Source organism: Bradyrhizobium sp. BR 1432, from assembly GCF_051547705.1.
Classification (GTDB): domain Bacteria; phylum Pseudomonadota; class Alphaproteobacteria; order Rhizobiales; family Xanthobacteraceae; genus Bradyrhizobium; species Bradyrhizobium zhanjiangense.
Window position 1 is genome coordinate 4,576,831 of sequence record NZ_JBPUGF010000003.1, and the last position, 12,504, is coordinate 4,589,334.

Sequence of the window (12,504 nt, forward strand, 5' to 3'; positions counted from 1 at the left end):
GATTTGCGCCGCCACACACGAGTGGTTCGCGAGGGAGGCCTGGGTCTACGAACCTGCCTTGGATAGTAGGTTACCGGTCGGCTGGCAGGCTCGCGCCGGAGCGGCGTGAAGAACCTCGGCTGCGCCCTGCGAAACGATCCGATCGATCCTGCGGCTCATCACCTTGTAGCACTCGCATGCCACGGCTTCGAGCCGCGGCCGATCAATCTCGAGCTGACCGCGCCGGTTCGATTTCAACGCTCTTGACGCGCGCAACGCGCTCACGACGTGCGTGACGGTGGTGCGGCGGACTCCCAGTAACTCCGACATGGTCTCTTGCGTCAAAGGGAGGAGATTGCCGGCATCCGCCCGGTCGTGAATGTGAAGCAGCCAGCGCGCCATCCGGGCCTCGACGGAGTGCAGGGCATTGCAAGCCGCGACGTACTGGAATTGCGTCAACAGCGATCTCGTGAAAATCTGCACCATGGATGTGATCGCAGGGCTGCGACGCAGAGCCGGCATGAATTGCGCCGCCGGAATCTGCAGCACTGACCCTGGGACGCGGACGACCGCCGTCACGGGTGAGCGGGATGCGCCAAGCGCCGACGTCAGACCGACGGCACCCTCATGACCGATTACCCCCGTGGCGGCCGTCTGCCCGTTCGGCAAGTCCACGATAAAGGCGATCGCGCCGCCGCAGGGGAAGTGAAGGTGTTCGATCCGATCGCCTGATCGGACCAGTACGGCGTCGCGCTCGAGCGCGACTTTCCGCAAATGAGGTGCAAGCAAAGCAAAATCCGCCGGCGGCAACGCTGCTAACAAACGATTACCAACTCTGGTCGCGTGGTCCATCACGGGATTCACCCCCGACGGATAACCGGCGCTGGGACTCGTGCCGGTCGTGCCGAGCTGCTCTGCAGAGTGACAGCTCAACAGCAAGCCAACCGGCCACCTCAGATATGGTTCCAGCGATGAATGGGCATGCCGGACAGCCGCCCCCTGCGGCCGAGATCCTGTCGCGGCTCCAGTGGCGTCCGGCAGCGCCGCCGCACAACTGATCGCATCAACCTTGTGCTCACCAGGCCTACGCGGGAGCCGAAAGAGGGTTGTGCCAGCGACCACTCTCCGAACAAGCACGTCGGCCGCGATCAGTGACGCGCAAGGTGCGGACTGCAAGCGCGCTCTGAGATTATTCGGGGTCGAACTAATTCCCGCAAGAATGTTCTGACCCGGACCAACACTGGTGCAATGACGAGAGCGCCGAATTGAATCGTATGATCTACTCAGGGCGAGGGAGAGGGAGGTCAACGATCCGCTTCATCAAATCGCGCAGATCGGCGGCTTCCTGTTCGCCCATGGCCTCTTCAAAGGCTGTCTGCGCGAGCCGCCATGCAGCCAGGGCTCGCCCATGCGTCTTATGACCCTGCCTTGTGATCGTAACGATACGCTCCCGTCGGTCATTCTTGCCGACTGAAATCTCGACGAAGCCGTCACGCACGAGCGGCCTCAGGTTATGCCCCGTGGTCGCACGATCCATGGACATCAGCTTGGCGAGCTGGGCCATGGTCATCGGCCCTGACGTTACGAGATAACCCAACAAACTGTATTGCGTCGATTTGAGCCCGCTCGAGGCTAGCGCGAGGTCATAGTACCGGGAGAGACGTCTGGCTGCGCGGCGGACTTGATTGCAGTTACAGCGCGCCGGGTCATCGACCAGATTGGATGCTTTTGCTGCTGCTCTCGGCATCAATACCCCTCTCAGCGTCCAACATATCACACGGCTCCTATTTGTTGTCGATAGTTCCAGAACCGCACGCGCGCGCGAGAGCGTTGCGCGCTGACGCTTCCTGCTGTATATCCAAATATAGTTTGATATGCCCCTATTTTGACGGCGATCGGACTCTCAGCGCGTTCGCTCGGCGCGCCGGGCGCAGCCGGAGGAGGAAGACATGGAATCTCCAGTCTTGATCACGGGTGGCGCAGGAACCGTTGGTCATTTACGACGTCGTCCTGCGATAGGCCGATGTGTACACGGCTAGAAACCAGGGCTACCCGCTATGAAGCGCATCGTGTGGTCACTGGCCCTCATCATGCTGGCAACGTCTGCGCCGGCGCGTGACGATGGTCGCTACGCCAATTCACCGCTGAAGGAATGGTTCGAGAGCCTGTCCAGCGAGCTCGGACCATGTTGCTCGGACGCCGATGGATATTTTGTCGCCGATATCGATTGGGAATCCGATCACGGCCACTACCGGGTGCGCATCGATGGCGAATGGGTGATGGTGCCGGACGGCGCCGTGGTCGCACAGCCAAACAAGACTGGGCGGACTATGGTCTGGAAATACTATATTGACGGTCATCCGCGGGTCCGCTGCTTCATGCGGGGCACGATGATCTGACATGGGAGATCTGGCTTCAGCAGGAGCGTGATTGTTCGCTCTCCCATGACTGCGCCCCGCGATACCTGGCGTTGTCCGACTCGAGGGCCCGATAGAGCCGCGCAGCAAGATCGCAAGCGTGCCCAAATAAGTACAATAATAGAACTGATGATCTCGACGACGAGGCGCTCCGTTTCCCCACGCGGCATTCCGATTGAAGGCGCTTCGCTGCTTAGTCTATTTGCGTGGAGACTGGCACGTCTCACCGGACGCAGCATGTGCGGTCCGTCCCAAAGCGATGGTCATCAAATCGCTTGACGAGTTCAAAAAAAGAACTGTAGATTTTGTGACAAGATGGCCGAGCTGAACGGCCGCAGGGCCTACCGCGCTGGCCAACCACGCTTGGACGGCGAGGCGCGCAATTCGCTCGGCGCGGTGCCGGGCGGGCGGTCAGCAAAACACAATGGCGTGCCCGGATGGGTGCGCATCAGGGAGGACGGGTCATGTTGGCGAAATGGAAGAGTCTTGCGGCTCTGGCTTTGCTTTTGAGCAGTCCAGCCTTCGCAGCCGACGAGCCGGGAGTTACCGCGACCGAGATCAAGATTGGCGGGGTGTTTCCGTTCAGCGGACCTGCGTCATCGATCGGTCTCGTGGGCAAGGGCCTCATCGCCTACGTTCAATCGGTGAATGACCGCGGCGGCATCAATGGCCGCAAGATCAACTACATCGCATATGACGACGCCTACAGTCCTCCGAAAGCGGTGGAGCACGTCCGCAAGCTCGTCGAGAGCGATGAAGTGGCGTTCATGTTCGGCCAGCTCGGCACGCCCGGCCTTTCGGCCACAGCAAAATACCTGAGGGCGAAAGCGGTGCCCAGCATCGCAATCATCAGCGGCTCGTCGAAATTCACGGACGTTGGCAGTTATCCGCTGACGACGACAGGCCTTGTCAGCTACGACACCGAAGGAAAAATCTACGCCAAATATCTGATCAGGACGCTGCCGAACGCCAAATACGCCATCCTCTATCAGAACGACGATCTCGGCAAAGATTACGTCAATGCCTTCAAGAGCTTTCTCGGCAAGGACTACGACCGAAAGGTCGTCAGCGCGTCCTATGAGGTCACGGAGCCGACCGTCGATTCGCAGATCACAACCCTGAAAAGCTCTGGTGCCGACGCCCTGATGATCGCGGGAACGCCGAAATTCGCAGCGCAGGCGATCCGGCAAGCTTCTGTGATCGGCTGGAAAGCAACCGTGATCATCAACTTTCCGTCCGGTTCGGTCGGAGGCACGCTCGCGCCGGCTGGCCTCGACAAATCAGTCGGTGTGATCGTCGGGACGATCAACAAGGACGTCGTGGATCCGACATGGAAAGACGATCCCGCCATGCAGGCTTATCGGGCGTTTCTCGACAAGTACCTGGCCGGCGTCGATATCACCAACGGCAGCTACCTGACCGGCTATCAGCAAGGCATCCTGCTCGAGCAGATCCTGAAGCAATGCGGCAATGACCTGTCCCGCAAGAACATTCTGGCGCAGGCCAAGAACCTCAGGGATTTCGTCGTCCCGACCGCGCTGCCCGGGATCAAGGTGAACACCAGCGAATCCGAGAACATGATCTGGACGCAGATGCGTTTGCAACGATGGACCGGATCGACCTGGGAAGCCTTCGGCGAGGTGTTGGACGCCAGGTCCGAATGATTTCGCCCCAGCCAGAGTGACGGACGCGGCATCAGTTGCGTCCGAGCTTGCTCTGCGCCGGCAGGCCGCCGCTGGGCAAGACAGGACTGCACCGCCTGCGGTCGCCTTTCAGCAATTCGGGAGATCATTTTCGATGTCGACGACCGCACTGACGTTTGCACCCCGCGAGGTTTCCATCGAGCGTCGAACCGACGGCACGCTTATCTTGAGCTCACCACTCGAATGGACGCCGTGCGACTGGCGCATCACAGATTTTCTGCCGCGCTGGGCCAATGCCGTTCCGGATCGGGTTTTCCTTGCGCAGCGCAATGCCAAGGGAGGATGGGACGAGATCACCTATGGTGAGGCATGGTCGCAGGTTCAGGCGGTTGGCCAAGGCCTGATCGATTTGGGCGCTAAGCCTGCCGACAAGCTTGCGGTGCTTTCCGGAAACTCCATCGAGAACGCGGTGATCTCGTTTGCGGCGATGTCGATCGGGGTCATCTTGGCGCCGATCTCGCCGAACTACACGCTGATGCCGGGGGGCCTCGCACGCCTCAAGGACATCGCGGAAGTGCTGCGCCCAAGCTTCGTATTCGTTCAAAGCGGACGCGACTTTTCCGCCAGCCGCGCGATTCCCGAATTGGCGGCCGCGACCTGGTTCAGCGTCGATGGCGCGCCGGATACGGTGCCTTTTCAGGCTCTGGCGGCTCGAACCGGGAGCGAAGGATTCGATCGCGCATCGCGTGAGGTGCCTTGCGACGCCGTCGCAAAGATTCTCTTCACGTCAGGTTCGACCGGCTTCCCCAAAGGGGTGCTCAACACCCATCGCATGATGGCAAGCTCCCTGCAAATGGGCAGCCTGCTCGTGTCACCTCCGGCCGTGCCGGTGCAGGTTGAATGGCTGCCCTGGCACCATACGATGGGCAGCAATGTCATCCTTCACGGCATCCTGAAGAATGGCGGGACGCTCTATATCGATGATGGCCGGCCGCTGCCGCAGCTCTTTCACAAGACGGTCGCCAATCTCAGGGAGATTTCACCAACCGCCATGTTCAACGTGCCTGCCGGCTATAACCTCTTATGTGATGCGATCGAGAACGACCTCGACCTTGGCGCCACCGTGTTCAAGCGGATGGACCGATTGAGTTATGCCGGCGCCGCAATTTCACAGGGCACCCTGGAAAAACTCTATCGATTGACATTCGCGGTCACCGGCCGACGAATTCCTGTCATGTCGGGCTATGGCACGACCGAAACGGCGCCGACAATCAGTTCGACGCATTGGGCAACGGACCAGCCCGGAGAGATCGGTCTTCCCGCGCCGGGGCTGCAGCTCAAGCTCATCCCGGTCTCCGATACCTACGAGGCCAGGGTCAAGGGCCCTAACGTCACGCCCGGCTATCTCGAAAGGCCGGATTTGACGGAAAGGGCCTTCGATGAGGAAGGATTCTACCGCATCGGCGACACTGTCTCGTTTCTGGATCCAGAGAAGCCGGAGCTTGGGCTGCGCTTTACGGGAAGAATTTCCGAGAACTTCAAGCTTGCGAATGGCACCTGGGTCTCGATCGGAAACATGCGCGCGGCAATCCTGGCCGCGACGCGCGGCGTCTTGCTCGACATCGTCGTTGCGGGCGAAAATCGCGAGGCGTGCGCGCTGCTCTGCTGGTTGAATCCGACCGAAGCGACGCGAGTTTCAACGAACCCAGCCGCAGATCTGACCTGCGATCCCTTCGTGATTCAATTTCTAAGGGATTGTTTTCAGAAATATAACGAGACCGTCGGAAGCAGCGAAAGAGTTTGTTCCTTCTCTCTGCTGAAGGATCCGCCATCAATGGCTGCCGGAGAGATCACGGACAAGGCCTATGTCAACCAACGCGCCGTGCTGAAGGTTCGCTCCGAACAGGTTGAACGCCTCTATACCAGCGAACCGGGCCGCGATGTGGTCCGAGTGTAAGGGCGAGTTGAGCGACATCGCGTGTCGGCCTGACGGCGCCCGCATGCGCTCCCTTGCGTTGCTATCCGATGCGCGGACCCTCGAGCAGCATTCCGTGGGCGGCCATCTCAAGCGGCGCGCGAGCGCGTCTTTGTCTTCCGGACCTCCGGCGCCGCCGTCGCGGGGGTGCCGCGGGCACCTGGTCCCGGATGAGTATGAACCTCCTTGGCCGACAGCGGCTCGCCGCATTCAGAGCACACCATGACCGGATCGAAGTCCTTTCCGCACTTGCGGTGCTGATGCAGCAACGGTCGGCCGCGCTCGTCGACCATGTGGGTATCGCCCCAATGCACGATCGCCATCATGATCGGATAGAGGTCGAGGCCCTTCTGGGTCAGGATATATTCGTGACGCTTGGGGGATTCCTGGTAGGGAATACGGCGCAGGATGCCCTGCCGAACCAGCTTTTTCAGCCGTTCGGCGAGCAAGTGTCGTGTGATTCCGAGCGCCGACTGAAATCCCTCGAAGCGGCGCGTGCGCAGGAAGCATTCACGCAGGATCAGAAGAGTCCAGCGATCGCCGATCACGCCGATGGTTCGGGCCATCGAACATGGCTCTTCCTCGAGTTCTTTCCACTTCATTCACCCACTCCAATCGTCCCGGCACAGGCCGTCTCCAATCGTCGCGGAGATCGGCACCGACTCTTGCATTCTAGATAGGTACTAGATTTCAAACAATACCCTTCCCAATAGGCCAAAATCAGCGGATTACAGGCGCATTGACAGTTCTATTTTAGAACTATATGGTTGCCGAAAGTCGCGCTGGCGATCGGATTGCCAGTGACCTCCATTCGCTCTCCGGGAGAAGGCCGAGATGACCCTGAAGGTTGAATTCCAGTTCGATTTCGGTAGCCCGAACGCCTACCTGGCGGAAGTGGCCATCCCTGGCATTGAGCAGCGGACCGGGGTGAAATTCGCGTACGTCCCGGTTCTGCTCGGCGGCATCTACAAGGCGACCGGCAACATGTCGCCGTTCGACTCGCTTCGCGGCATCAAGAACAAGCCGGAATATCAGGCGCTGGAGACCCAGCGGTTTATCCGACGCCACAACATCACGAAATTTCGCCAGAATCCCTTCTTTCCCGTCAACACGCTGACGCTGATGCGCGGTGCTGTCGCTGCCCAGTTCGAGGGCATGTTCGAGCCCTATTTCCGCGCCGCCTATCATCATATGTGGGAAGAGCCGAAGAAAATGGACGACCTCGAAATCTTCCGTCGCGCGTTTGTCTCCTCGGGTCTCGATGTCGATCGGCTGTTGGCGCGTGCGCAGCAGGATGACGTCAAGAAGAGGCTGATTGATCTGACCAACGACGCCGTCAGCCGGGGAGCATTCGGCTCTCCGACCTTTTTCGTCGGAAAGGAAATGTTCTTCGGCAAGGACCAGATCCGTGACGTCGAGGAATCGATCGTCGAGCAGATCAGGCAACCTGTTCCCAAGACGGCCTGACGGCGGCGACTGTCCGGGCTGCGTGGCGAAGCCGCTCTCGGACCCAAAGCAAACGTAAATTCAGGGAGAATGCCCATGCCCGGCCCACTTCACGGCGTTCGAGTGCTCGATTTGACCGGCGTGGTGTCGGGCCCGTTCGCGACCATGTTTCTGGCGGATCAGGGCGCCGACGTGCTGAAGATCGAGCCGATCGGCGGCGACATTACCCGCCGCAGCCGCGCCACCATCGACAAGGAGGGCGAGTTCTCCGCGCTATTCATCTCTTCAAACCGCGGCAAGCGCTCGCTGTCGATCGACGTCAAGAGTATGTCGGGATGCGAGGTGCTCACCCGGCTGGTCGCGCAGGCCGATGTCCTGGTGCAGAATTTCCGGCCAGGCACCATGGAACGTCTCGGTCTCGGCGTTGAGGAATTGCGCCAGCGCCATCCGCGCCTGATCTACGTCTCAATCAGCGGGGTCGGCGATACCGGACCCTATGTAAAGAAGCGCGTCTATGATCCGATCGTTCAGGGATTGTCGGGCTTCGCCGATATCCAGTCGCAGCCGGTCACGAACCGGCCGCAGATGATCCGCACCATCGTATGTGACAAGACCACCGCGGTGTTCACCGCTCAGGCGGTGGCGGCGGCGCTCTATGCGCGTGAGAAGACGGGGCAGGGCGACCACATCCAAGTGGCGATGCTGGATGCGATGATCTCCTACCTCTGGCCGGAAGGCATGATGCAGTACACGGTGGTCGGTGCCGAGGCGGCCACTGTCGATCCGAATGATCGGCCGGACCTGGTGTTCAAGACCAGCGACGGCTACATCACCGCCGGCACCATCTCCGACTCCGAATGGCAGGGCTTTTGCCACGCCTCCGGCGATCCCGAGCTCGCCAAGGATCCCCGCTTCGCGACTCCCGCGGCGCGCTCGGTCAATGCCACCGCGCGGATCAACAAGATGGCGGAATACATCAGTCAGCATACGACCGCCGAATGGCTGGAGCGCCTCGACGCCGCGGATGTGCCCTGCGCACCAATCCTGCGCCGGAGTGAGATCATTCATAACGAACAGGTGGTAGCGCGCGGCATCATCGCTGAATTCGATCAGCCGAAAGTCGGCCGTGTCCGGCAGCCGAAACCGGCAGCCCGCTTCGAGATCAACCAGGCTGCGATCGGCGGGCCGGCCCCCCGGGTCGGCGAGCATTCGCGCGAGGTGCTGCGCGATCTCGGATACGACGACGGCGCCATCGACAAAATGATTGCCGAGCGCGCCCTGCGCGTGGCTGTGTAGGCAGAAGCGTTAGCGCTGCCGGCGATCGCTTGGAGCTTTGCCGGCCCTACCGCAACGGGGCCACAGGAACATTAGCCGCGACCGCTCGCTGATAGGCCTCCCGTCGCTGGATGCGTTCGAGGTAGGGCAGCGCATTCTCGCAAATGCCGACGCCATAAGCGATGGCCCAGTCAAGGCACGTCGTAAGGAGGATATCTGCGCTGCTGAAGCGCTCGCCCATGAGAAACGGCCGGCCGTCAGCCAAGGCGACTTCAACGTGGCGCAGCTGGCCGCGAAAGTACTCCGCGGCTTGAGCGACGACTTCAGGTGCGACGCCATAGATGTGTCCCAGCGCGTCCGCCCGGTGGCGGCGCATGACGTAAAGGCTCGTGGAATCGAGCTCGGCCACGACAAAGAAGCACCATTCGAGCCACGCGGCATAGTCGTGGGTGGACTTCGGAATCAGCGAGCGTTCCGGCGTCGAATACATGCGCGACAAATAGGCAACGATCGCGGCGCTCTCGCCGATGCAGAAGTCGCCATCCTGCAACAATGGGATCTTCTGGCGGGGATTGAGCCTGGTATATTCAGCGGTTTTGGTTTCGCCTGTCCGAGGTCCGATCGGCTTGACCTTATAGGATAGGCCAAGTTCGTGCATCGCCCAGTGTGCACGAATGGTGCGGCTTGTGCCGGCGCCCCACAGCGTGAGATCGGGTGTCGCGTTCATCACCACTTCTCCACCGACGGACGAAGATCGAGTTCATGGGTCCAGCCGTCGCGGCTCTGCTGGTGCGTGAACCAATAGGCTTCTGCGATAGAGGAGGTCTTCGTCAGGCTGTCCGGCGGGATCGCGCCTGCCTCGATCCCCTTTGCCGCTTTCATGCGCTGGTGGATGGCTTCGCTATCGACGCCGGCATCGATGATGAGATGGACGACATGGATATTCTTCGGCCCAAGCTCGCGCGCCATGGCCTGGGCCACCGCGCGAAGGCCGAATTTTGCCGACGAGAACGCGGCAAAGCCCTGGCCGCCGCGAAGGCTGGCGGTCGCTCCGGTAAAGAAAATGGTGCCGCGACCGCGCGGCAACATGACGCGCGCAGCTTCGCGGCCCACGAGGAATCCGGCGTAGCACGCCAGCTCCCAGGCCTTGAAGAAGAGCCTCTCCGTGGTGTCCACGAGCGGCTTGTTGACGTTCGATCCGGCATTGAAAAGGCAGACCTCGATCGGTCCGATATCGCGTTCAACGTCGGAAAAGAGGTTCTGCACCTCGGCTTCTTGCCGCGCATCGACACTGAAGGCGTGGATACGACAGCCGGCAGCCGTCAGCTCGTCCACGAGCCCCTGGGATTTGGTGGCGTCACGCCGGCAGATACAAACCGTGTAGCCGCCTTTGGCAAAACGTCGGGCGACGGCGGCTCCGATCGCATCGCCCGCGCCCACCAGGATTGCTACGCCGGGACCTTCGACCATGATCACTCCTCCCCATAAGTTCTTATTTGATACTTAAGGCTAGCCGTTCGCCGCAATGTTGTAAACGATGTTCTGCAAGGGCTACGCAAAGCGACAGCTATTCTGTCACTCTGGCGTTAAGTCGCCAAATGGTCATTTAGCGATTGACGAGTTCTAAAAAAGAACGTTAACTCCAATTCGAATGGGCTTGGGCCAAGGACCGGGCTCAGCGTTTCGGGAGGTTGGCAGTGGCGGGGTTTTTCAGGCGCGGCCGATATCGCAGGCGACCGGGTGATCACGGTGCGCGAACAGCGTATTGGGCTGGACGCTCCGGCACGGCAGAACAGCTTCAACAGGTCTAATTTAACCGGGAGACGACCCTTGCAAAAGAGAAACGCAACCGTGGCCGTGATCGGTGCCGGCGACTATATCGGCGGCGAGATCGCAAAGAAGTTTGCCTCGGAGGGCTTCACGGTGTTTGCCGGGCGCCGCAACGGCGCCAAGCTCGAGCCGCTCGTCAAGGAGATCGAGGCGGCCGGCGGCGAGATTCACGCGCGCACGCTCGATGCGCGCAAGGAAGAGGAGATCATCTCGTTCCTGGAAGACGCCGACAAGCACGCGCCGCTCGAGGTCTGCATTTTCAACATCGGCGCCAACGTCAATTTCCCGATTCTGGAAACGACCGAGCGCGTCTTCCGCAAGGTCTGGGAGATGGCCTGCTATTCCGGCTTTCTCGCTGGCCGCGAGGCCGCGCGGCTGATGCTGCCTCGCGGCAAGGGCAACATCTTCTTCACCGGTGCAACGGCGAGCCTGCGCGGCGGAATTGGCTATGCAGCCTTCGCCAGTGCCAAGTTCGGTCTGCGGGCCGTTGCCCAGGCCGCGGCGCGCGAGCTGGGGCCGAAGAACATTCACGTGGCGCATCTCATCATCGACTCCGGGGTCGACACCGAATGGGTGCGCCAACGACGGATCGAGGCGCTCGGTCCGAATGCCCTCGATAATCCTGATCTCTTGATGCCGCCGTCGTCCGTCGCGGAATCCTGATTGGCTGCTGTATCAGCAGCCGCGCAGCGCCTGGACCTTCGAGCTGGAGATCCGCCCCTTCGGTGAGAAGTGGTAGCGGAGACTGTTGCGATGGAGCTCAATCTTTCCAGCGAGGATGCTGCCTTTCGTGACGAGGTTCGCACATTCATTGCGGAAAACTATCCGCAGGAAATGCGCGTTCCAAATCCCGAGACCGATTTGACCAAGGAGCAATCGCTGCTCTGGCATCGAATTCTCTACAAGAAGGGCTGGATCGCGCCGCTCTGGCCCAAGGAGTACGGCGGTCCGGGCTGGTCGATCACGCAACGCTTCATCTTTGAGCAGGAAACCTCTCGGGCCGGAACGCTGCCGCCGCTCGCGTTCAGCGTGACCATGGTCGGGCCGGTGATCTACACGTTTGGCAACGAGGCGCAGAAGAAGAAGCTTCTGCCGCGGATTCTATCCGGCGAAGATTGGTGGTGCCAAGGCTATTCGGAGCCGGGCTCCGGCTCGGACCTCGCGACCGTCAGAACCAAGGCGGTGCGCGAGGGTGACCACTACATCGTCAACGGGCACAAGACCTGGACCACGCTGGCGCAGCACGCCGACTGGATTTTCTGCCTGGTGCGGACGGATCCGAGCGCGAAGCCGCAATCCGGGATCTCCTTCCTGCTGATCGACATGAAGTCGCCCGGGGTGACGGCGCGGCCGATCATCACGATCGACGGCAGCCATGAAGTCAACGACGTCTTCCTCGAGAACGTCCGCGTGCCGTTGGAGAACCTTGTCGGCGAGGAGAACAAGGGCTGGACTTACGCCAAGTTCCTGCTCGGCAACGAGCGGACCAGCATGGCGGGCATCGGCCGGTCGACCCGTTACATCGGGAAGCTGAAGCAGATCGTGAAGGCCGAGATACCGGCGGACGATCCGGCACATCTCGAGTTTCTGCGGGACATTGCCCGCATTGAGCTCGAACGTGCTGGCTCTGGAGGCGACCGAACTGCGCGTCGTCGCCCAGATGGCGCGCGGCATCGATCCGGGGCCGGCGGCGTCGCTGTTCAAGATCCGCGGCACCGAGATCTTCCAGAGCATCACCGAACTTACTCACCGCGCGATGGGCAATTACGGCCTTGCGATCCGCGAGCATCCGGCCAGTGCCAACCATTTCATGCCAGGTCCCGACTACGGACATACCGCGTCGGAGAAATACCTGAATGCGCGCAAGCTCAGCATCTACGGCGGATCGAACGAGATCCAGCGCAACATCATCGCCAAAGCAGTGCTCGGCCTTTAGGCG

10 protein-coding genes and 2 pseudogenes are annotated in these 12,504 nt (G+C 60.9%); 7 read left to right on the forward strand and 5 right to left on the reverse strand.

What is annotated here, in order from left to right; all coding sequences use genetic code 11:
* Positions 1-45: 45 nt before the first annotated feature.
* Complete coding sequence (locus tag ACSKB8_RS21970) at positions 46-831, reverse strand: Crp/Fnr family transcriptional regulator (RefSeq protein ID WP_438106321.1); 786 nt, start codon at positions 829-831, stop codon at positions 46-48.
* Positions 832-1,258: 427 nt separating this feature from the next.
* Positions 1,259-1,726 (reverse strand): MarR family winged helix-turn-helix transcriptional regulator, encoded by a 468-nt coding sequence (locus ACSKB8_RS21975; protein ID WP_370987674.1) that lies wholly within the window; start codon positions 1,724-1,726, stop codon positions 1,259-1,261.
* A gap of 310 nt (positions 1,727-2,036) precedes the next feature.
* Here ACSKB8_RS21975 and ACSKB8_RS21980 point away from each other — a divergent pair, with 310 nt between their 5' ends.
* From ACSKB8_RS21980 to ACSKB8_RS21990, 3 genes are all read left to right on the forward strand, one after another.
* The gene (locus ACSKB8_RS21980; protein WP_091878253.1) at positions 2,037-2,378 is read left to right on the forward strand and encodes a hypothetical protein; all 342 of its coding nucleotides are present in this window, start codon (positions 2,037-2,039) and stop codon (positions 2,376-2,378) included.
* Positions 2,379-2,860: 482 nt separating this feature from the next.
* The gene (locus ACSKB8_RS21985) at positions 2,861-4,060 is read left to right on the forward strand and encodes an ABC transporter substrate-binding protein (protein ID WP_438106323.1); all 1,200 of its coding nucleotides are present in this window, start codon (positions 2,861-2,863) and stop codon (positions 4,058-4,060) included.
* Positions 4,061-4,193: 133 nt separating this feature from the next.
* Entirely contained in the window at positions 4,194-5,996 is a 1,803-nt protein-coding gene (locus ACSKB8_RS21990; protein WP_438106325.1) for an AMP-binding protein, read from the forward strand.
* 107 nt (positions 5,997-6,103) lie between these two features.
* Here the strand turns inward: ACSKB8_RS21990 and ACSKB8_RS21995 are convergent, their stop codons facing one another.
* Positions 6,104-6,616 carry a winged helix-turn-helix transcriptional regulator gene (locus ACSKB8_RS21995; protein ID WP_091878246.1) on the reverse strand — a complete coding sequence of 171 codons (513 nt, stop codon included), beginning with the start codon at positions 6,614-6,616 and terminating at the stop codon, positions 6,104-6,106.
* Positions 6,617-6,848: 232 nt separating this feature from the next.
* Here ACSKB8_RS21995 and ACSKB8_RS22000 point away from each other — a divergent pair, with 232 nt between their 5' ends.
* Together ACSKB8_RS22000 and ACSKB8_RS22005 are read left to right on the forward strand one after the other, a co-directional pair.
* Positions 6,849-7,481 carry a 2-hydroxychromene-2-carboxylate isomerase gene (locus tag ACSKB8_RS22000; protein ID WP_438106327.1) on the forward strand — a complete coding sequence of 211 codons (633 nt, stop codon included), beginning with the start codon at positions 6,849-6,851 and terminating at the stop codon, positions 7,479-7,481.
* Between the two features lie 75 nt (positions 7,482-7,556).
* A complete protein-coding gene (locus ACSKB8_RS22005) occupies positions 7,557-8,756 on the forward strand; it encodes a CaiB/BaiF CoA transferase family protein (RefSeq protein ID WP_438106329.1) in 1,200 nt (399 codons plus the stop codon).
* A 46-nt stretch (positions 8,757-8,802) separates the two neighbouring features.
* Here the strand turns inward: ACSKB8_RS22005 and ACSKB8_RS22010 are convergent, their stop codons facing one another.
* Both ACSKB8_RS22010 and ACSKB8_RS22015 read right to left on the reverse strand, forming a co-directional pair.
* Complete coding sequence (locus ACSKB8_RS22010; RefSeq protein ID WP_438106330.1) at positions 8,803-9,462, reverse strand: glutathione S-transferase family protein; 660 nt, start codon at positions 9,460-9,462, stop codon at positions 8,803-8,805.
* Positions 9,462-10,205 (reverse strand): SDR family NAD(P)-dependent oxidoreductase, encoded by a 744-nt coding sequence (locus ACSKB8_RS22015; RefSeq protein ID WP_438106332.1) that lies wholly within the window; start codon positions 10,203-10,205, stop codon positions 9,462-9,464. Before ACSKB8_RS22015 ends, ACSKB8_RS22010 begins: the two co-directional genes overlap by 1 nt.
* A 360-nt stretch (positions 10,206-10,565) precedes the next feature.
* Between ACSKB8_RS22015 and ACSKB8_RS22020 the strand changes: the two are divergent.
* Together ACSKB8_RS22020 and ACSKB8_RS22025 are read left to right on the forward strand one after the other, a co-directional pair.
* A pseudogene (locus ACSKB8_RS22020) lies at positions 10,566-11,304 on the forward strand (SDR family oxidoreductase).
* A gap of 14 nt (positions 11,305-11,318) precedes the next feature.
* Positions 11,319-12,501 (forward strand): annotated as a pseudogene (locus ACSKB8_RS22025) (acyl-CoA dehydrogenase family protein).
* The last annotated feature ends 3 nt before the right edge of the window (positions 12,502-12,504 follow it).